Origin of the sequence: Variovorax sp. Root473, from assembly GCF_001426505.1 — a bacterium.
GTDB lineage: Bacteria > Pseudomonadota > Gammaproteobacteria > Burkholderiales > Burkholderiaceae_C > Variovorax.
The window spans coordinates 75,876-96,112 of the sequence record NZ_LMEV01000011.1 but is presented as its reverse complement, the minus strand read 5'-3'; the positions used below and the strand labels follow the sequence as shown (position 1 = coordinate 96,112).

19 protein-coding genes are annotated in these 20,237 nt (G+C 69.9%); 12 read left to right on the top strand and 7 right to left on the bottom strand.

What is annotated here, in order from left to right:
- Nucleotides 1–64: 64 nt before the first annotated feature.
- The 6 genes from ASD34_RS05665 to ASD34_RS05640 all read right to left on the bottom strand — a co-directional run bounded on the left by ASD34_RS05665 (nucleotide 65) and on the right by ASD34_RS05640 (nucleotide 5,621).
- Nucleotides 65–466: a DUF6194 family protein gene (locus tag ASD34_RS05665; protein ID WP_056573994.1), complete on the bottom strand. Its 402-nt coding sequence runs from the start codon at nucleotides 464–466 to the stop codon at nucleotides 65–67.
- A 16-nt stretch (nucleotides 467–482) separates the two neighbouring features.
- Nucleotides 483–1,502 (bottom strand): Bug family tripartite tricarboxylate transporter substrate binding protein, encoded by a 1,020-nt coding sequence (locus ASD34_RS05660; RefSeq protein WP_056573991.1) that lies wholly within the window; start codon nucleotides 1,500–1,502, stop codon nucleotides 483–485.
- Between the two features lie 29 nt (nucleotides 1,503–1,531).
- Nucleotides 1,532–2,947: a sensor histidine kinase gene (locus tag ASD34_RS05655; protein WP_235509983.1), complete on the bottom strand. Its 1,416-nt coding sequence runs from the start codon at nucleotides 2,945–2,947 to the stop codon at nucleotides 1,532–1,534.
- On the bottom strand, nucleotides 2,948–3,613 hold the full coding sequence (locus tag ASD34_RS05650) for a response regulator (protein WP_056573989.1): 666 nt from the start codon (nucleotides 3,611–3,613) through the stop codon (nucleotides 2,948–2,950).
- A gap of 131 nt (nucleotides 3,614–3,744) precedes the next feature.
- Complete coding sequence (locus ASD34_RS05645) at nucleotides 3,745–4,752, bottom strand: Bug family tripartite tricarboxylate transporter substrate binding protein (protein WP_056573985.1); 1,008 nt, start codon at nucleotides 4,750–4,752, stop codon at nucleotides 3,745–3,747.
- A 74-nt stretch (nucleotides 4,753–4,826) separates the two neighbouring features.
- On the bottom strand, nucleotides 4,827–5,621 hold the full coding sequence (locus tag ASD34_RS05640) for an IclR family transcriptional regulator domain-containing protein (protein WP_056573982.1): 795 nt from the start codon (nucleotides 5,619–5,621) through the stop codon (nucleotides 4,827–4,829).
- A 199-nt stretch (nucleotides 5,622–5,820) separates the two neighbouring features.
- Between ASD34_RS05640 and ASD34_RS05635 the strand changes: the two genes are divergently transcribed.
- From ASD34_RS05635 to ASD34_RS05580, 12 genes are all read left to right on the top strand, one after another.
- Nucleotides 5,821–6,744: a shikimate dehydrogenase family protein gene (locus ASD34_RS05635; RefSeq protein WP_056573979.1), complete on the top strand. Its 924-nt coding sequence runs from the start codon at nucleotides 5,821–5,823 to the stop codon at nucleotides 6,742–6,744.
- Between the two features lie 30 nt (nucleotides 6,745–6,774).
- Nucleotides 6,775–7,608 carry a shikimate dehydrogenase family protein gene (locus ASD34_RS05630; RefSeq protein ID WP_056573976.1) on the top strand — a complete coding sequence of 278 codons (834 nt, stop codon included), beginning with the start codon at nucleotides 6,775–6,777 and terminating at the stop codon, nucleotides 7,606–7,608.
- Nucleotides 7,609–7,624: 16 nt separating this feature from the next.
- Nucleotides 7,625–8,836, top strand: a complete 1,212-nt coding sequence (gene pcaB / locus ASD34_RS05625) for a 3-carboxy-cis,cis-muconate cycloisomerase (RefSeq protein ID WP_056573972.1) — start codon at nucleotides 7,625–7,627, stop codon at nucleotides 8,834–8,836.
- Nucleotides 8,833–9,258 carry a carboxymuconolactone decarboxylase family protein gene (locus ASD34_RS05620; RefSeq protein WP_056573969.1) on the top strand — a complete coding sequence of 142 codons (426 nt, stop codon included), beginning with the start codon at nucleotides 8,833–8,835 and terminating at the stop codon, nucleotides 9,256–9,258. The genes pcaB and ASD34_RS05620 overlap by 4 nt, the downstream gene beginning before the upstream one ends.
- Nucleotides 9,255–10,514, top strand: coding sequence for an MFS transporter (locus ASD34_RS05615; RefSeq protein ID WP_056573966.1), 1,260 nt, complete (start codon nucleotides 9,255–9,257; stop codon nucleotides 10,512–10,514). Before ASD34_RS05620 ends, ASD34_RS05615 begins: the two co-directional genes overlap by 4 nt.
- Entirely contained in the window at nucleotides 10,511–11,287 is a 777-nt protein-coding gene (locus tag ASD34_RS05610) for an alpha/beta fold hydrolase (RefSeq protein WP_056573964.1), read from the top strand. Before ASD34_RS05615 ends, ASD34_RS05610 begins: the two co-directional genes overlap by 4 nt.
- Before the next feature lie 141 nt (nucleotides 11,288–11,428).
- Entirely contained in the window at nucleotides 11,429–13,318 is a 1,890-nt protein-coding gene (locus ASD34_RS05605; protein WP_056573961.1) for a bifunctional sugar phosphate isomerase/epimerase/4-hydroxyphenylpyruvate dioxygenase family protein, read from the top strand.
- Nucleotides 13,319–13,373: 55 nt separating this feature from the next.
- Entirely contained in the window at nucleotides 13,374–14,795 is a 1,422-nt protein-coding gene (locus tag ASD34_RS05600; protein WP_056573958.1) for an MFS transporter, read from the top strand.
- 47 nt (nucleotides 14,796–14,842) lie between these two features.
- Nucleotides 14,843–15,517: a DsbA family oxidoreductase gene (locus tag ASD34_RS05595; protein WP_056574009.1), complete on the top strand. Its 675-nt coding sequence runs from the start codon at nucleotides 14,843–14,845 to the stop codon at nucleotides 15,515–15,517.
- 114 nt (nucleotides 15,518–15,631) lie between these two features.
- The gene (locus ASD34_RS05590) at nucleotides 15,632–17,218 is read left to right on the top strand and encodes a DUF1800 domain-containing protein (RefSeq protein ID WP_056573955.1); all 1,587 of its coding nucleotides are present in this window, start codon (nucleotides 15,632–15,634) and stop codon (nucleotides 17,216–17,218) included.
- Nucleotides 17,219–17,229: 11 nt separating this feature from the next.
- Nucleotides 17,230–18,450: a DUF1501 domain-containing protein gene (locus ASD34_RS05585; RefSeq protein ID WP_056573953.1), complete on the top strand. Its 1,221-nt coding sequence runs from the start codon at nucleotides 17,230–17,232 to the stop codon at nucleotides 18,448–18,450.
- Between the two features lie 38 nt (nucleotides 18,451–18,488).
- Nucleotides 18,489–19,247, top strand: a complete 759-nt coding sequence (locus ASD34_RS05580) for a tRNA-uridine aminocarboxypropyltransferase (protein WP_056574006.1) — start codon at nucleotides 18,489–18,491, stop codon at nucleotides 19,245–19,247.
- A gap of 21 nt (nucleotides 19,248–19,268) precedes the next feature.
- Here the strand turns inward: ASD34_RS05580 and ASD34_RS05575 are convergent, their stop codons facing one another.
- Complete coding sequence (locus ASD34_RS05575; RefSeq protein WP_082548506.1) at nucleotides 19,269–20,162, bottom strand: amidohydrolase family protein; 894 nt, start codon at nucleotides 20,160–20,162, stop codon at nucleotides 19,269–19,271.
- Between the last annotated feature and the right edge of the window lie 75 nt (nucleotides 20,163–20,237).

The following is a 20,237-nucleotide window of genomic DNA, read 5'->3' as shown; positions in this document are numbered from 1 at the left end:
TAGCCTGCCAGCCGCCTATGTCCCGAATCGCAAAGTCACGAAAGAACCTCTTGACTCTTCACACCTAGCGCCCGTCCCGCGAGGCCAGCAGTTTGCGGGCTTCGGCCAGCAGCGGCTTCACCGTCTCGAAGGTCGCGGCGCTCGGGTTGATGACGCTGACCCAGTACATCCTGGCGTACACCGGGTGCGGCATGAGCCGGTCGAGCGCCGTGTCGTCGATGCCCGATGGCTCGGCCTCGCCGAAGAGCCCGCGAAAGGTCTCCTTGCTCACACCCATGTTCAGGCGGAACACGCCGGGCCGGTTCAGGTTCGAGGCGCTGTCGAACTCGTTGTCCTTCGTCACGATCGTGGCGAAGGGGAACTTGTTGTCCGCGCCGTGGAAGAAGAAGGTGTTGTCGTCGGCGACCTCGAAATGGCCGCCGCCGAGCATGTCGATGAGGTGTTGGGTGATGTCGTCTTCGGTCATGGAGGTCAGTTGAAGATCAAGGTTTCCAGCGCCGCAGGCCGAGTTCGTCGGCCAGCGCCTGGTAGGCCTTGATGCGCGCCTGCACGTAGTCGTCGAGCGCGGCGCCGGTGAGCGCGAAAGGATAAAGGCCGTGCCGTTCGCGCAGCGCCGCATAGCCTGGCGCGGCCGTGGCCTCGGCGAAGGCGGCGGTCCAGGCGCGCACGGCGGCGTCGGGCACGTTGGCGCTCAGGTACACGCCGCGCACGGTCGGCCAGGCGATGTCCACGCCTTGCTCGCGCGCGGTCGGCACACCCGTGAGCGCACCGCCCAGCCGCGCTTCGGACAGCACCGTGAGCAGGCGCAGCGGCGCGCCGCCCGCGATGGCCTGCAGCGCTTCGGCGGCGTCGCCCGGGAACGCGTCGACGTGCTTGCCCTGCAGGGCGCCCAGCGCGTCGCCGCCGCCTTCGAAGGACACGAAGCGCATCGCCTTCGGTGCGCCGCCCGCCGCGCGTACCAGCAGCGCGGCCTTCACCCAGTCCTGGCTGCCGACCGTGCCGCCCGCACCGAAGACCACGCGCGAAGGGTCCTGGCGCAACGCGGCGATCAGGTCCTGCAAACGTCGGTAGGGCGAGTCGCGGTGCACGGCGACCACCCCGTAGTCGGTGCCGAGCGTGGCGATCCAGCGCACGGCCGATGGCGGGTGTGGCCCGAAGCGGCCCTGCGCGAGGTTGAGCAGCGAGCCGCTGGAGAACGCGACCAGCGTGCCCGGCCCGCCAAGCTGGCCGCTCGCGATGCGATCGAACGCCACGGCGCCGATGCCGCCCGGCAGGTAGCGCTGCGCGAGCGGCGTGCGCGCGGGACGCACCGCCTGCAGCGCGTCGCGCGCGAGCGCGCAGGTCAGCGCGAAGCCGCCGCCGGCCTTGGCGGGAATCACGCACTCCGCCGGGCCTTCGGATGCATCGCCAGCCGCCGCGGTCGCATGCAGCGCGACAGGCGCGAGCCATGCGGACAGCGCGCGCAGCGCATGGCGACGGGTGAGGGCGAAAGGGCGTGGCATCGAAGAAGAACGGCGAGAAGGGCGGTGGCTCATCCCGCAGGACGGGGCCACCAGATGATGGCATGCAGGCCCGCTCCCGCGCCGCGCGCTTCGAGCCGCAGATCGCCGCGGTGGCGCTGCGCGATGGCGCGCACGATCGCCAGGCCCAGCCCGAAGCCGCCCTGGCCCGCACGGGTGCCGCGCCGAAAACGCTGGCCCAGGGTGGCGCGCTCTTCGTCGCTCAGGCCGGGGCCGTCGTCCTCCACGTTGAGGCTCCAGCCCGCGGCGTCGCCGGCCGCGAAGAGCGTGATGGTGCCGGCCGCCGGCGTGTAGGCGATGGCATTGGCCACGAGGTTGCTCAGCGCCTCGCGCAGCAGGCCCCGGTCGCCCACCGCGTGCAGCTCGGGCGAGGGCGCATGGATGCCCAGGTCGATGCGCTTGGCGCGCGCCAGCGGCAGCAGGTCGACGGCCACTTCGCGCAGCAATTCGGCGGTGTCGAAATCGGCGGGCTCGACGGTCACGGTGTCGCTGCGGCCCAGTGCCAGCAGCTGCTGCGCGCTGCGCGTGGCGCGGCCGATCTCGGCGCCGAGCGCGTCGAGTGCGGCACGCACCTGCGCGGGGTCGTCTTGGCGGCGCGCGTAGTCGGCCTGCATCTGCAGCGTGGTCAGGTGCGTGCGCAGCTGGTGCGAGGCGTCGTCGAGAAACTGCCGCTGCTGCGCCACCAGTGCCTGCGTGCGCGCCATCTGCTGGTTCACGGCGGCCACCAGCGGACGCACCTCGGCGGGCAGGTCGGTCTCGGGGATGCGCGTCAGGTCGTCGGGCGTGCGCGCCTGCACCTCGCGCGCGAGCCGTGACAGCGGCCGCAGCGCTGCCGCCAGTGCCAGCGCGGTGCCGCACAACAGCATCGCAAGGATCAGCCCGTCGCGCAGCGCGGCGCTGCGCACGAAGCGGCTCGTGAACTCCTGGCGCGAGCGTGTGCTCTCGCCAACCTGGATCAGCACGCTGCGCCCGGTGCTGCCGGTCGGCGCGTGGTCCAGGTCGCGCCGGTACGCCGCGAGCCGCACGGCCTCGCCGAAGTAGGTGGCGTCGTAGAAGGCCGGCACGCCCATCGCGGGCTCGACGGGCGGCGCGGGCAGGTCGGCGCTGCCCAGCTCCACCAGCCCGTCGGAGGTCGCGACGCGAAAGAACACCTGCCCGCTGGCCGTGAGCTCGAAAAACTCGAACATCGTGTACGGCAGCTCGACCGACAACCCGCCCGAGGCCGTGGAGATGTTCGCGTCGATCGACTTGAGCGCGCCGAGCAGCGAGCGGTCATAGGCCGCATTGGCCGCGGCCAGCGCGTCGTGCCGCGTCATCCACAGCTCGATGCCCGTCACCAGCAGCAGGGCGGGGAACAGCAGCAGCGCGAGCCGCTGCCGCAGGCTGGTGCGGCGCAGGCGATCGGTGAAGCGGCGCAGCGCGCTCACTCAATCTGCTTCCAAGACGTAGCCGAGGCCGCGCAGCGTGACGATGCGCACGCCGCTGCCATCGAGCCGCTTGCGCAGCCGGTACACCAGCACCTCGATCGCTTCGAGGTGCACCTCGTCGTCGTCGGAGAACACGCGGTCGAGGATCTGCTGCTTCGACAGCGGCTCGCCGCTGCGCTGCACCAGCGCGCGCAGCACCGCCTGCTCGCGCGGCGACAGGGCGAGCGCCTCGCCGCCCAGCGCGAACTGCCGGCGTGCGCCGTCGTACACCAGCGGCCCGCAGGCCAGGCGCGGATGCTCCACGCCGCGCGCACGGCGCACCAGCGCATGCAGCCGCGCCTCGAGCTCGGCCAGCGCGAACGGCTTGGCAAGAAAATCGTCGGCGCCCGCGTTGAGGGATGCGACACGTTCGTTCAGCGAATCGCGCGCCGTGAGGATCAGCGCCGGCAGTCGTTGGTCGCGTTCGCGCAGCCGCTGCAGCACCGTGTGGCCGCCCATGCCGGGCAGGCCGAGGTCGAGCACCAGTGCGTCGTAGTCCCGCTGCTGCAAGGCCCGGTCGGCCAGCCGGCCGTCGTCCACCCATTCGACCTGGATGCCTGCATGCTCCAGCGCCTTGCAGAGCCAGGTGCCCAGGGTGTGTTCGTCTTCGGCCAAGAGGATGCGCATGGGCTGGATGCTAGTGGTGCCCCGTCTTTTCGCGAAACACCGCGGAACCGGCTTTGCCGGGCCGCAGGTGTTGCCCCCGGCGAGGGGGGGGCGCAGCGACACGAAGTGCGCGAAGCCTGGGGGAGTGCCAATCAATCAGGCTTGATGTTTGCCCGGGCGATGACCTTTTGCCAGCGGTTCTGTTCGGCGGTGATGAACTGCGCGAACTGCTCCGGCGTGCCGCCCACGGCCTCGGCCGCGTCGGCCGTGAGGCGCTGCATCGAGTCGGGCGATTTCACGGCCTTCATGGTCTCGGCCGACAGCTTGGCCATCTGCGCGGGCGTGATGCTGGCCGGCGCGAGCATGCCGTACCACTGCGTCATCTCGAAGCCGGGGAAGCCTTGCTCGGCCACGGTCGGCACGTCGGGCAACTGCGCCAGGCGCTTGGCCGAGCCGGTCGCGATGCAGCGCACCTTGCCGGCCTTGATGAACGGAATGATCGCCGCCGCGCCGATGGCCGAGGCGTCGAGCCGGCCCGAGAGCAGGTCGGTCACCATGGGGCCGGTGCCGCGGTAGGGCACGTGCAGCATGAATACGTCGGCCGTCATCTTCAGGTACTCGAAGGCCAGGTGGCCGGCGCTGCCGTTGCCGGCGGAGCCGTAGCTCAGCTTGCCGGGCTTGCTCTTGGCGTACGCGATGAACTCCTTGAGGTTCTTCGCCGGCACGTCGGGGTGCACCACGTACAGGCTGGGCACCTTGGCCAGCAGGCTCACGGGCTTGAAGTCCTTGTTCGCGTCGTAGGGCAGCTTGGCGAAGATGTACGGGTTCACGGCCAGCGTGCCGATGTGGCCGAGGATCAGCGTGTGCTGGTCGGTGGCGCGCGCCACTTCGCTCATGGCGATGTTGCCGGCTGCGCCGGGCTTGTTGTCGACGAACACGCTCTGGCCCAGCGTGCGCGAGAGCTCGGCGGCGGTGGAGCGCGCGACGATTTCGGAACTGCCGCCCGGCGCGAAGGGCACGACGAAGCGGATCGACTTGGTGGGCCAGGCGTCTTGCGCCGAGGCCATCGAAGGCAGCAGGCCGCCGAGGGTGAGGGCGCCGCCGGCTTGCAACCAGTGGCGGCGGCTCAGGGGAACGTCGGTGGGGAAGCGGTCGGACATGGCTTGTCTCCAGTGTTTTTTGGATGGAAGCCCGCATCCTGCCGGGCGGATGCTGTCGGAATGCTGTCAGTGCCTCAGATCAGGTTGCGCATCGCCTGCGCCGTCTCGCGCAGCACGGGCAGCACGCGGGCCACCGCGTCTTCCGAACTCTCGTGGCCCATCGGCATCGTGATGTTGAGCGCGCCCACCAGCGTGCCGTGGCGGTCGCGCAGCGGCACGGCGATGCCGCGGGAGTTCAGGTCGAGCTGCTGTTCCGACAACGCCCAGCCCTGCGCGCGGATGCGCGCCAGCTCGAGCTTCATGCGCTCCATGCTCGCGATGGTGTGCGATGTGAACACCGTGAGCTGGCGCGTGGCCAGCCAGTCGTTCAGCTCGGCATCGCTGCGCAGTGCCAGCATCAGCATGCCGGAGGCCGTCACCTGCGCCGGCACGCGCGCGCCGAGCACGTAGCCGGTGCTCATGCTGCGGTTGGGGCCGTTGCGCGCGATGTAGACGACCTCGTCGCCGTCCATCACGCTGAGGTAGGCGATCTCGTTGGTGCCGGCCGCCACGCGCTGCAAAAAGGGCTGCACCACGCGCGGCAGCCGGGCCGATTCAAGGTACGACTGCCCCAGGCGCAGCACGCGCGGCGTGAGCCAGAACAGCTTGCCGTCGCTGGCCACGTAGCCCATGTGCTGCAGGGTGAGCAGGTAGCGCCGCGCGGCGGTGCGCGTCATGTTCGTGCGCTGGCCGGCCTGGCTCGCGGTGAGGCGCGGGTTGGCGTCGTCGAAGGCCTCGATGATGCTCACGCCGCGCTCCAGCCCGGCGATCCAGTCGCGCTTGTCCAGGCCGGCGGGCGGCGTCGAATCGTCGGGGCTGGTGCTGTTCATGGGCGGAAGTGTGCCCGCGTCCGGTACGGAGGCGGTGCGCAAATGGCTAAGTAAAAACCCGCAATTTGATCGATTATCGAATTTTCAAGATCGATCATCGATCGTTTGGTGCCCCGTATGCCAGCAGACCGAGCGCGAAGGGACTATAAAGCCCGCTGATCCGCCTCGAAACGAGCGATTGACGAACGGAAGCACGCCCATGAGCCCTTTCATCACTGGCAGCACCCAGGTTTACCTCATCCCCGGCGACCCGGTGCGCAATGTGCGGCTGCCGCGGATGTTCAACGCCGCCTTCACGCGCTACGGCATCGACGCCGTGCTGGTGCCCATGCAGGTGCCGGTGCGCGACTTCGCGGTGTTCATGAAGTCGGCCTTTCTCGCGCGCAACGTGCGCGGCATGGTGATCGCACCGCCGCACAAGCCGCGCGTGGTCGACCTGCTCGACGGCTGTGGCCTGTTCGGCCGCGTGGCGGGCTCGGTCAACGTGGTGCGCCGCACCGAGGGCGACCAGCTCGAGGGCGACCTGTTCGACGGTGAAGGCCTGATCGGCGCGCTCGACCGCTGCAATGTGCCGTTCCGCGGCAAGCGCGTGCTGATCCTTGGCGCGGGCGTGAGCGCAGCCGCCATCGGCGTGGCGCTGGCCGAAGGCGGCACGGTGAACGGCGCCGAGCACATCGCCTTCTTCGACACCGCCTCCGGCAAGGCCGCGGGCGTGGCCGCCAAGCTCGATGCGTTCTTCGACGCGACCGTGGTGGCGGTCGACAGCAACGCGCCCGAGGGCTACGACCTCGTGATCAACGCCACGCCGCTGGGCCTGGCCGAGGACGACGCGCTGCCGCTGGACGTGGCGCGCATGGAACCGCACGCGGCGCTGTTCGACATCCTGCTGCGCAACCAGCCCACGCCGCTGGTGCGCGCGGCGCGGGCGCGCGGGCTCAACGCGCAGGCCGGCTTCGAGATGCTGGTGCAGCAGATGCCGCACTACTTCCGCTACTTCGGCCACATCGATGCGGCGGATGCGATGCAGGCGGATGCCGACTTTTTGCGCGAGCTCATCTATCCGCCGGCGATGCAGGCCGAGATCGCGAATCCACTGCGCTACCAATCGCCCAGCGTGGCCTGAGCCCGCCCCTTCCTGAACAAGACGACTCCCATGATCTCCGGCAAGACCACGCTCATCGCCCACATCGGCTATCCCACCGAGGCCTTCAAGGCGCCGATGATCTACAACCCCTGGTTCGACAAGCAGGGCATCGACGCGGTGGTGGTGCCTATGGGCGTGAAGCCCGAGGACTACGCGGTCTCGCTCGCGCAGATCTTCAAGTTCAGCAACCTGCGCGGCGCGCTCGTGACGATGCCGCACAAGGTCACGACGATGTCGCTGGTCGACGAGGTCACGCCCACTGCGCGTGTCGCGGGCGCCTGCAACGCCGTGCTCAAGCGGCCCGATGGCAGCCTGCTGGGCGACCAGTTCGACGGCGCGGGCTTCGTGCGCGGCGTGGAGCGCAAGGGGCGCCTGTTCAAGGGCACGCGGGTGCTGGTGTCGGGCACGGGCGGCGTCGGGTCGGCCATTGCGGCGTCGATTGCGGCGGCCGGCGCGGCCGAGCTGATGCTGTTCGACATGAGTGACGCCTCCGCGCAGGCGCTGGCCGCGCGGCTGCGCGAGCACTACCCGCAGATGAAGGTCGCCACGGGCTCGAAGGACCCGGCGGGCTTCGACATCGTCGTCAACGCCACGCCGCTGGGCATGAAGGACACCGACCCGCTGCCCTTCGATGTGGACCGCATCGCCCCCGACACCTTCGTCGGCGAGGTCGTCATGAAGACCGAGTACACGCCGCTGCTGCAGGCCGCCAAGGCCAAGGGCTGCCAGGTGCAGGTCGGCACCGACATGCTGTTCGAAATGATCCCGGCCTACCTCGAGTTCTTCGGCTTCGGCACCGCCTCGCCGGAAGAACTGCGCGCGGTCGCGCAATTGAAATACTGAAAACACCGGAACACGCATGAGCATTTTTGAAGGCTTCCTTTCCACCTCCGAAACGCTGGGCGCCTTCAGCGATCGCGCCTTCGTCGACGCCATGCTGCGCTTCGAGGCCGCGCTCGCGCGCGCACAGGCGGCCGAGGGGCTGATCCCTGAGAGCGCCGCGCATTCGATCGTCGGCAGCTGCAAGGTCGAGCTGTTCGACGTGGCCAAGATCGTGCGCGAGAGCGGGCGCGCGGGCAGCGTCGCCATTCCGCTGGTGAAGGCACTGCGCGAAGCGGTGGGCCTGTTCAATGCCGAGGCGGTGCCCTTCGTGCACTTCGGCAGCACCAGCCAGGACGTGATCGACAGCGCGATGGCGCTGGTCACGCGCGAAGCCGTCGCGCTCGTCGAGACCGACCTCGCCAAGGCCGCCGACGCGCTGCTGCGCCTGGCCGTGCAGCACGCCGAAACGCCGATGCTCGCGCGCACGCTGATGCAGCCGGCCTCGGTCACGAGCTTCGGCTTCAAGTGCGCCGGCTGGGCTGCGCCGCTGGTGCGCAGCCGCATCCGCCTGCGCGAGGCCGCGAAGCACGCGCTGCAGCTGCAGCTCGGCGGCGCCGTCGGCACGCTGGCGCAGATGAAGGGGCAGGGCGCCGCGGTGCGCCAGCGCATGGCCAAAGAGCTCGGGCTGGGCGACCCGGGCGCGACGTGGCACACGCAGCGCGACGAATGGGTCGCGCTCGGCTGCGAACTCGGCCTGCTCGCGGGCAGCCTCGGCAAGGTCGCGGTCGATATCTCGCTGCTCGGCCAGTACGAAGTGGCCGAGGTCGCCGAGCCCAGCGAACCCGGGCGCGGCGGCTCGTCGGCGATGCCGCACAAGCGCAATCCGGTGGCTTCGATGGTCGCCATCGCCGCCGCGCACCGCGCGCCGCAGCGCGTGGCTGCCTTGCTCGGCGCGATGCCGCAACAGCACGAACGCGCGCTGGGCGCGTGGCAGGCCGAGCTGGCCGAATGGCCGCAGCTTTTGATGTCGGCGCACGGCAGCGTGCGCGCCATGGCCGGCGCCTTGCCCGGCCTGCAGGTCGATGCGGCGCGCATGCGCGCCAACATCGACCGGCTGCGTGCCGAACTGCCGCGCGATGCGGCCGACGAATGGTTCGATCCTGCGCTGGCCGTGAACGCCGGCCAGACCGCGCTGGCAGAGGTGCAAGCCCTGCAGGCCCAACTCTCCAACAAGGAACTCTCGCAATGACCGCCCCCGACACCCCGCGCAACGACTACGAAGACGGCCTCGTCAACCGCCGCCGCGTGCTCGGCGACGCCTGGGTCGACAAGTCGCTCGCCAACCGCAACGGCTTCAATGCCGAGTTCCAGGAGCTCATCACGCGCCACGCGTGGAACGACATCTGGGGCCGTCCCGCGCTGGGCGACAAGACGCGCCGCTACATGGTGCTGTCGATGATGCTGGGCATCCACGCGTACGAGGAGTTCGCGATGCACGTGCGCGCTGCGCTCGACGGCCCGCCCGAGTCGCGCCTGACGCCCGACGACATCAAGGAAGTGATCATGATGGCCGCCATCTACTGCGGCGTGCCGGTGGCCAACCACGCCTTCGGCATCGCGACGAGCATCCTGCGCGAAAAGGGCCTGCTGCCGCCAGTGGCGGCGCAGTGAGCGCGGCCGAAGGCAAGGGCGGAAAAGGCAGCAAGGGCCGCTTCGACGTCGGCTTCACCTTGCTGCTGCCGCTGTTGCTCGCGGCGCAGCCCGTGGCGACCGACAGCTACCTGCCGGCGCTGCCCGCCATCGCGGGCGAACTCGGCTCGGCCAGCACCAGCCTCACGCTGTTCGTGCTGGCCTTCGGCTTTGCGCAGCTGCTGTGCGGCCCGCTGGCCGACCGCTTCGGCCGCCGCCCGGTGCTGCTCGCGGGCCTGGGCTGCTACGCCATCGCGGCCTTCGGCGGCGCCTTCGCGGGCAGCGTTGCGGTGCTCGCGGGGTGGCGCACGCTGCAGGGCTTCTCGATGGCGGCGATCCTCGTGTGTGCGCGCGCCGCGGTGCGCGACCTGTACCCCGCGCACGAAGGCCCACATGTGATGGCGCGCGGCCTCACGGGGCTGGGCGTGGTCGGGCTGATGGCGCCGCTGCTCGGTGCCTGGCTGGTGCAGGGCGCGGGCTGGCGCTGGGTGATGGTGGCGATGGCGCTCTATGCGGCGGTGCTGTTCGCGCTGTGCTGGCGTTCGTTCGGCGAAACGCGACGGCCGATGACGGGCGAATCGTCCGCGCCGCGCGGCAGCACGCGTGCGGTGTTCGCGAGCCGCGCCTTCCGCGCCTGGGCCTCGGTGGCGGCGACCACGTATGGCGGGCTGTTCTGCTTCCTGCTGCTCTCGCCGATGGTCTACATCGGCTACCTTGGCTGGTCGCCCGCGTGGTATGGCTGGATTCCGGCCGGTGGCTCGCTGGTCTACATCTTCAGCACCACGATGTGCCGCAGCCTGCTGCGCCGTTTCGGGCCGATGCGCACCGTGCGGCTGGGCGCGGTGCTGAGCATCACGGGCGCCGCCATCCAGGCGCTGGGCTGCTGGCTGATGCCGCACAGCGCGGTGCCGCTGCTGGCGGGGCACGCCGTGTACTGCCTCGGTCACGGCATCCACCAGCCCTGCGGGCAGGCCGGTGCCGTGGGCGACCTGCCGCACCTGGCGGGACGGGCCGTGTCGTGGTCCGGGTTCGGCATGATGATGGTCGCGTTCTGCGTGGGGCAGGTCGCCGCGCTGTTCGTCGACACGCATTTTTCCTACGGCGCCTGGCCCATGGTCGTGCCCATGCTGATCGCCGGCACGGTGCTGCTGGCGATCGCGTTCCTGTGGCTGCCGCGCCTTGCGCAACCTGCTTCCCCATCCTCTCCATCCTCACTGCAGAAGGACTCCACACCATGACCACTTCCTCCCCCCGCCTGAACGTCGTGCGCGAAGGCGACGGCCCCTTTGTCGTGCTCAGCCATGCGCTCGGCTGCGACCTGCACATGTGGGACGGCGTGGCCGCGCAGCTCGCGCGCGCCCACACGGTGATCCGCTACGACCACCGCAACCACGGCGGCTCCGAGGTGGTGCCCGGCGTGCTGCGCGTGGAGACGCTGGCGCAGGACGCGGCCGAGCTGATCGCGCGCGAGACGGGCGGCGAGCCCGTGCACTTCGTGGGCCTGTCGATGGGCGGCATGACCGCGCAGGCGCTGGCGGTGCGGCATCCCGGGTTGCTGAAGTCCGTGGTCATCGCCAACTCGGCCGCCCACTACCCCGACCAGGCCCCGTGGCGCCTGCGCGCGGAAACCGTGGCCGCCAAGGGCGTGGCCGCCATCGCCCCCGGCGCCGTGGCGCGCTGGCTCACGCCGGCCTATGCCGCCACGCCCGAAGGCGCGCTGGCCGCGCGCACCTTGCACGACACGCTGGTGCGCACCGACGCGCAGGGCTACATCGAGAGCTGCAACGCCGTCGCCGCCATCGACTTTCGCGACAGCAACCGCCGCATTGCCACCCCCACGCTGGTGATCGGCGGGCTGCAGGACGAGGCCACGCCGATGGCGATGTCCGAGGCCATGGTGGCGCAGATCCCGGGCGCGCGGCTGGCGACCATCGACGCCGCGCACCTCAGCGCGGTCGAGCGGCCGGCCGAGTTCGCGCAGATGCTGATCGATTACTGGCGCAGTCTCTGAAAAAGCGCCCGGCCCGCACCCCCGTACGGGCTAGGTGTAACCCCTATTTCGTGCGAATGATGATCGACGACGTGCGATCATCGATCAGAAGGGGCTGATTTGCGTTGTGGCGCGCCCGGGCTCTTTCTACAGTCCATCCCCATGCACCGCGCCATTGCCACCGTCTCGCTGAGCGGCACCCTCCGTCAGAAACTCGAAGCCATCGCAGCGGCGGGCTTCGACGGCATCGAGCTGTTCGAAGCCGACTTCGTCAACTTCCGCGGCACCGCCGCCGAGCTGCGCCGCATCGCGTTCGACCTGGGCCTGTCGATCGACCTGTACCAGCCCTTCCGCGATTTCGAAGGCATGCCCGAGCCGCAGTTCCAGCGCAGCCTGGAGCGCGCCGAACGCAAGTTCGACCTCATGGAGGCCATGGGCGCGCCGATGGTGCTGTGCTGCTCCAACACCTCGCCGCTGTCGGTGAACGACCCGGCGCGTGCCGCCGCCCAGCTGCACGAACTGGCCGAGCGCGCCGCGCGCCGCAACCTGCGCGTGGGCTTCGAGGCGCTGGCCTGGGGCCGCCACACCTCGCGCTACGCCCAGGCCTGGGACATCGTGCAGCGCGCCGACCACCCGCACCTCGGGCTGATCCTCGACAGCTTCCACACGCTGTCGCTGAAGGACGACCCGGCGGGCATCGCCGCGATTCCGGGCGAGAAGATCTTCTTCGTGCAGATGGCCGATGCGCCGCTGCTGTCGATGGACGTGCTGCAGTGGGCGCGCCACCACCGCTCGTTTCCGGGGCAGGGCGATTTCGACGTGACCGGCTTCTTCGAGCAGGTGCTGCGCGCGGGCTACACCGGGCCGCTGTCGCTGGAGATCTTCAACGACATCTTCCGTGAGACGCCGAACCGCCGCACCGCCGTCGATGCGATGCGCTCGCTGCTGTACCTCGAAAGCGAAACGCGCGAGCGGCTGGCCGCCAGCGATGCGCCCGTGCAGCCGCAGCGTGTGGAGCTGTTCAACCCGCCGCCCGCACCGGTGCTCTCGGGGCTGTCGTTCATCGAGTTCGCGGCTGACCAGGCCTCGGCCGTCACGCTGGGCGCGCTGCTCGGGCAGCTGGGCTTTCGCCGTGTCGGGCGGCATCGCTCCAAGGCCGTCACGCTGTACCGCCAGGGCGGCATCCACTTCATCGTCAACGCGCAGCCCGATTCGTTCGCGCGCCAGCGGTTCGAGGCGCACGGCACCTCGGTGTGCGCGCTGGGCGTGCGCTGTGCCGACCCACTCGCGGCCGTGGGCCGCGCGACCGCCATGCGCTCGCTGCGCCACGACAGCCCGGTCGGGCCGAACGAGCTGCGCGTGCCGGCCATCGTGGCGCCGGGCGGCAACCTGATCCATTTCGTGCCCGAGGCATTGGGCGACAGCGGGCTGTACGAGACCGACTTCATCCTCGAAGACGCGAGCCCCGACAACACCGATGCCGGCCTCACGCGCATCGACCACGTCGCGCTGGGACTGGCGCTCGACCAGCTCGACACCTGGGTGCTGTTCACGCGCGCCGTGCTCGGCCTGGAGCCCGGCGAGAGCCTGGAGCTGGCCGACCCCTTCGGGCTGATTCGCAGCCGCGGCGTGGCCAATGCCGACCGCAGCCTGCGCCTGGTGCTGAACGTGTCGTTGAGCCAGCGCACGCGCACTGCGCGCACGCTGAGCGTGACCGGCGGCGGCGCGGTGCACCACATCGCGCTCGACTGCGACGACATCTTCGCCACCGTGGCCCGGCTGCGCGCCAACGGCACGCGCTTCGTGCCGATCTCGGACAACTACTACGACGACCTGGCCACGCGCATCGACATCGCGCCCGAACTGCTCGCGCGCATGCGCGCAGCGGGCGTGCTGTTCGACCGCTCGGCGGCCGGCGACTACCTGCACATCTACACCGAGAGTGTCGAAGGCGGCCTGTTCTTCGAGGTCGCCCAGCGCGTGGGCGGCTACGACGCTTACGGCGCGCTCAATGCCCCCGCGCGCATGGCGTCGCAGGCGCAGCAGGACTGATTTTTTCCGCATCCGTCACCTCACGTCACCTCAAGTCATATCACTGGAGACAACCATGGCCCACCCGTCAGCCAAAGAGCCGCAAGGCAAGCACCAGTCGAGGAAAGCCGCCGCCAGCGGCTGGATCGGCTCGGCGCTGGAGTACTACGACTTCTTCATCTACGCCACCGCCGCGGCGCTGATCTTTCCGCAGATCTTCTTCCCCAAGGGCGACCCGACGACGGCGATCATTGCGTCGCTCGCGACCTACGGCGTGGGCTATGTGGCGCGCCCCATCGGCGCCTTCGTGCTGGGCCACTGGGGCGATACGCACGGGCGCAAGCAGGTGCTGGTGCTGTGCATGTTCCTGATGGGTTTCTCGACCGTGGCCGTGGGCCTGCTGCCGACCTACGACCAGGTCGGCCTGCTGGCCCCCGTGCTGCTGGTGCTGCTGCGCCTGGTGCAGGGCTTCGCGGTGGCCGGCGAGATCTCGGGCGCCAGCTCGATGATTTTGGAGCACGCGCCGTTCGGGCGCCGCGGCTTCTTCGCGAGCTTCACCTTGCAGGGCGTGCAGGCCGGCCAGATTTTGGCGGCCGCCGTGTTCCTGCCGCTGGCGCACTACATGCCTGAAGACGCCTTCAACTCGTGGGGCTGGCGCATTCCGTTTTTACTGAGCTTCGTCGTGATCGTGGCCGGCTACATCATCCGCCGCGAGGTCGACGAGACACCGGCGTTTGCCGAGGTCGACCAGAAGGGCGAAGTGGCCAAGGCGCCGATCGTCCAGGCGCTGACCGACAGCTGGGGCGACATGCTGCGCGTGATCTGCATGGCGCTGATGAACGTGATTCCCGTGGTCGCCACCGTGTTCGGCGCGGCCTACGCGGTACAGGCCGCCTACGGCATCGGCTTCCAGAAAGACGTGTACCTGTGGATTCCCGTGCTGGGCAACATCCTGGCCGTGCTGGTGATTCCGTTCGTGGGCAACCTGTCGGACCGCATCGGCCGCAAGCCGCCGATCATCGTGGGCGCGCTGGCTTCGGGCCTGCTGTCCTTCGTGTACCTGTACGCCATCAGCATCAAGAACGTGCCGCTGGCCATCTGCATGTCGCTCTTGATGTGGGGCATCGTGTACCAAGGCTACAACGCGACCTTCCCGAGCTTCTACCCGGAGCTGTTCCGCACCCGCAACCGCGTGTCGGCCATGGCCATCTCGCAGAACATCGGCACCACCTTCACCGCGCTGCTGCCCGCGCTGTTCGCCGCCGTGGCGCCTCCGGGCTCGACCAACATCTGGTTCACCGTGGGTGCCATCACCTTCGCCGTGACCGTGCTGGCCGCGCTGGCCGCCATGAGCGCCCGCGAGACCTACCGCGTCCACATGCGCGACCTGGGCAACCCGAATGCCGTGCCGGTCGACAAGGCCGAGTACGACCGGCTGCGCGAAGAAACGCTGGCCAGCGCCCGCATGGAGCGCGAGCGCCGCAAGGCCATGGCCTGAAGACCCCGCGCGCACAAAGGGGTTGTGGCGCCATGAAGAATGGCGCCATGACCGCCCATCTCAAGATCGATTTCGTTTCCGATGTCTCCTGCCCCTGGTGCGCCGTGGGCCTTGGCGCGCTCGAGGCCGCCCTGAAACGGGTGGCGCCGGAGGTCACGGCCGACCTGCACTTCCAGCCCTTCGAGCTGAATCCGCAGATGCCGCCCGAAGGCCAGGACACCTTCGAGCACCTGAACCAGAAGTACGGCTCCTCGCGCGAGCAGCAGGCGCAGGCCCGCGAAGCGATCCGCCAGCGCGGCGCGGCCGTCGGCTTCGAGTTCAGCGCCGAAGGCCGGCCCCGCGTGTACAACACCTTCGATGCCCACCGGCTGCTGCACTGGGCCGAGCTGGAAGACACGGCCAAGCAGGTGGCGCTCAAGAAGCTGCTGCTGAAGGCCTACTTCACCGACAGCCAGAATCCCTCGGACCCTGACGTGCTCGTGCGCGCGGCGACCGAGGCGGGGCTCGACGCCACGCGGGCCCGCGAGATTCTGGCCAGCGAGGCGTTTGCGCAGGAAACCCGCGAACGCGAGCGCCTGTACACCGACGCGGGCATCCACTCGGTCCCCGCGATCATCATCAACGACCAGCACCTGATCTCGGGCGGCCAGCCCGTCGAGGTGTTCGAGCGTGCGCTGCGGCAGATCGCGGGCGCGGAGCCGAGCCGCATCGCCACGGCCTGACAGACGCGCTCGTTTCGCCTTGAAACGAAGCTGACCTTCAGCTTTACCTGCGCGCGGCCGAGGTCGGTCAACCGCCTACATCGCGCGGCGGTTGATCGGTTCATGATGAGTCGCATGCCGTTGTTCCCGAAGCTGCACCGTTCGCGCACGATCGCCGTCGCGCTGGCCGCCGTGCTGTCGTTCACCGCTTGTTCCACCGGCCTGCTGCGCCCCGAGGGCCCGCCACTCACCGCGCTGGGCCATGCGGCCGACACGCCCGCCGCGCAGCTGCGCTGGCTCGACCGCGTGAGCTGGGGTGCCAATGCCAGCAGCCAGGCCGAACTGGCGCGCGATGGCCTGCCGCGCTGGATGGGCCGCCAACTGCGGCCGGCACCCCGTGCGCTGCCCGCGGCGGCGCAGGCGCAGATCGACGCCATGGCCATTTCGCGCACGCCGCTGGACACGCTCGTCTTCGCACTCGACGCGCGGCGCAAGGCCGCCGTCGCGCTGACCGATGACGCAGAAAAGACGGCTGCACTCACGGCCTACCAGCAGGAACTCAACACCCTCGCACGCGAGGCTCAGCAGCGCTTCCTGCTGCGCGCGCTGTACGCGCCCAACCAGCTGCAGGAGCAGATGACCTGGTTCTGGATGAACCATTTCAACGTCAGCATCCGCAAGGACCTGGTGCGCGCGATGGTCGGCGACTACGAGGAGAACGCGATTCGCCCGCACGCGCTTGGCAAGTTCCGCGACCTGCTGGGCGCTACCGCGCGGCACCCGGCCATGCTGCGCTACCTCGACAACGCGCAGAACGCCGCCAACCGGATCAACGAGAACTACGCGCGCGAACTCATGGAGCTGCACACGCTCGGCGTCGGCGGCGGCTACACGCAGGCCGACGTGCAGGAGCTGGCGCGCGTGCTGACCGGCGTGGGCGTCAGCGTGCAGCCGCCCGATGTGCCACCGCCCGCGGTGCGTGCGGCCGTGCGCGCCGACTACGTGCGCCAGGGCCTCTTCGAGTTCCACCCGAACCGGCACGACTACGGGCCCAAGACCTTCCTGGGCCAGCCGATCAAGGCGCGTGGCCTGGCCGAAGCCGACGAGGCGCTCGACCGCCTGGCGCACGCGCCGGCCACGGCGCGCTTCATCTCGCGCAAGCTCGCCATCTACTTCGTGGCCGACGAGCCACCGCCCGCGCTGGTCGATCGCATGGCCGCCACCTTCACGCGCAGCGATGGCGACATCGCCGCGGTTTTGCAGACCATGTTCGAGTCGCGAGAGTTCGCGGCCTCGCTGGGCCGCAAGTTCCGCGACCCGGTGCACTACGTGGTGGCGGGCGTGCGGCTGGCCTACGACGATCGCGTGGTGCTCAACACCACGCCGATGATCGGCTGGGTCAACCGCATGGGCCAGACGCTGTACGCCCACGAAACGCCCGACGGCTACCCGCTCAACGAGGCCGCCTGGGCCAGCGCGGGGCAGATGAACACGCGGTTCGAAGTTGCGCGCGCCATCGGCATGAGCGGCGCTGTGCTGTTCCGCACCGACGACAAGGCACCGCTCGAGAAGCCGCCGTTTCCGCCGCTGGCCGAGTCGCGCGCCGTGCGCGTGCTGCAGCCCGGCCTGAGCGCCGACACGCAACAGGCGCTCGCGCAGGCGAAGAACCCGCCGGAGTGGAACACCTTCCTGCTCGCATCGCCCGAGCTGATGCGCCGTTGAAAGGCTCATTCATGCAACGCCGACACCTGCTGCAACTCCTCGCCGCCACGCCCTTCGCCGGCACCGCTGCGCGCGTGGCCGCCGCGCCTGCTGCCGAGGGCACCAAGCTGCTGGTCGTTTTCCTGCGCGGCGCCTACGACTGCACCAGCCTGCTGGTGCCGACCGGCAACGCCGACTTCTACTACGCCTCGCGCCCGAACATCGCCATCCCCCGGCCCGGCGCGGTCGACGGTGCATTGCCGCTCGACACCGACTGGGGCCTGCACCCCGCGCTCGCGCAGAGCGTGCTGCCGCTGTTCCAGCAGAAGCAGGCGGCCTTCGTCGCCTTTGCCGGCACCAATGACCTTACGCGCAGTCACTTCGAGACGCAGGATGCGATCGAACTCGGCGTGGCGCCCGACAGCGCGCAGCGCGACTACCGTTCGGGCTTTCTCAACCGCCTGGCCGGCGTGCTCGGCGCCGGGCCGCTGGCCGACGTGTCGCCCATCGCCTTCACCGATCAGTTGCCCATCGTGCTGCGCGGCGACGACGCCAAGGCCGCCAACATGGCGCTCGCGGGCGTCGCGCGGCCCGGCGTCGATGCGCGGCAGAGCCAGATCATCGCGACGATGTACCGCAACACGGCGCTCGCCCAGCCCGTGGCCGAGGGCTTTCAGGTGCGCGACGAGGTGGTGCGCGCCATGCAGGCCGAGATGGAAGCCGCCAGCCGCAACGCCATGAGCCCCAAGGGCTTCGAACAGGTCGCGCGCCGCATGGCGCTGTTGATGCGCGATCGCTTCGACATCGGCTTCGTCGATGTCGGCGGCTGGGACACCCACGTGGGGCAGGGCGCGGCCAAGGGCTACCTCGCCAACCGCTTTGAAGAACTCGGCCGTGGCGTGGCCGGCTTCGCGCAGGAGATGGGCGAGCCCGCCTGGCGCCAGACCGTGGTGGTCGTTGTCAGCGAGTTCGGCCGCACCTTCCGCGAGAACGGCAGCCGCGGCACCGACCACGGGCACGGCACCGTGTACTGGGTGCTCGGCGGCGGTCTCGCTGCGCAGGCGGGCGGGCGCATCGTCGGCGAGCAGCAGCCGCTGACGCAGGCCACGCTGTTCCAGAACCGCGACTACCCGGTGCTCAACGAATACCGCGCGGTGCTGGGCGGGTTGTTCCAGCGCATGTACGGGCTGTCGCCTGCGCAGGTGGCGAAGGTGTTCGACGGCGCGGCGGCGAAGGACCTGCGGCTGGTCTAGCGATTCAGCCGCGCATGCGGTCCACCGAGAATCGCCGCATGCCTCATGCCGTCTCCCTCCTTCGCGCCGCGCGCCTGGCGCGCAGTGCCAAGCCTTTTCTCGCCCGCGGCGGTTTCAAGCGCGAGCGCTGCGCGGGCTGCCGGCTGGTGCCCAGCCATTGCATGTGCGCCGTGCGCCCGCCCGTGGCCACGCGCGCGGGGGTGTGCCTGCTGATGGCCGACATCGAGCCGCTCAAGCCCACCAACACGGGATGGCTGGTGGCCGACGTGGTGGCCGACACTTTTGCCTTCGGCTGGGCCCGCACGCAGGCCGATCCCGCGCTGCTGGCGCTGTTGAACGACCCGCAGTGGCAGCCCTACGTGGTGTTCCCGGGGCAGTACGCGGCGCCCGAGCGCGTGGTGCTGGGCGTCGTTCCTTCGTCGACTGGCCCGGCCGATGGCGGCGCCGCGAAACGCCCATTGTTCATCCTGTTCGACGCCACCTGGGGCGAGGCGCGCAAGATGTTTCGCCGCAGCCCCTACCTCGACCGGCTGCCGGTGCTGAGCCTGCAACCGGAGCAGATCACGCAGTACAAGCTGCGCAACTCCGGCCGCGAGGACCACTTCTGCACCAGCGAGGTGGCCGCGATGTGCATGGACCTGGCCGGCGAGCACGCGGCGCAGCAGACGCTCGACGCGTACCTCGGCGTGTTCACGCACCACTACCTGTGCGCGAAGAACCAGCAGCCTGTGGCGTGGGAGGGTGCCGCGCACCAGCGGCTGCGCGAGGTGTCTGCGCTGCGCAATCAGGCGGCCTGAAAAATCCCGTGCAGGTTCGCCTCAGCGCAAGTCGAACAGCGCCGCCGCATTGCCCCACGCGATGCGCTGCGCCACCGCGGGCGGCAGGTCGCCGAGCCAGGTGCGGTAGCCGCGCATGATCTCGTCATAGGCGCTCCAGCGTTGGTTGACCCAGGTGTCCGAGCCGACCATGAAGCGATCGGGGTGCTTGAGGATCAGCGCACGCCATTCGGGACACAGGCGCCCGCCCTCGCAGGTCAGGCCGGGCCGGTACGAGAGTTCGCCCATCAGCAGCGGGTAGCGCTCCAGCATCGCCTGCACGCGCTCGACCGGCGTGCCGCCGATGCCGGTGTGGGCCCAGATGAGGCGCAGCGCGCGGCCTTTCGACGGCGCGTTCGCCATCAGCAGGTCGACGGCCACGTCGTCCACGTGCGCGAGCACCGCGAGCTTTTTCTCTTCGGCCAGCGCGATGAGTTTCTTTGCCACGGGTCCGTTGGCGTTGGCGCTTTCGTACAGGTGGAATTCGCCGAGGCCGCGGTAGGGTCCGCTGGCCGTGCCGCGCGCCAGTTCGCTCAGCACCATCTCGTGGATGGTCTCGTCGCGGAACCAGTTGCTGTAGTCGTCGCGGTTGCGGTACAGGCGCACGAAAGGCACCACGGTGACGCCGGCGGCGCGTGTCTCGCGCGCGGCGGCCAGCGTTTGCGTGCCCGCATTGGGCCGCGAGTTCGCGATGATCGCCTTCACCTGGTTGCGCTGCATGCGCGCGAGCGCCTCGGTGGGCGGGAACGGGCCGGTGTTGCCGTCCCAGGCTTCCTGGTTGTAGTGCAGGTGGGTGTCGAACAGCGGGCCGTCGTAGGGCGCAGCGGCCTGGCCGTGGGCGTGGGAAAGGACCAGGGCCGCGCAGGCGGCGAGCAGCGGGGCAACGACAGTGCGCATGAGGTTCTCGCGGTGATGGCCGGGAAGCCGGATTACATCACCGCGCTGGCGCAGCCGCTCCCTTGCCGCCAGGCG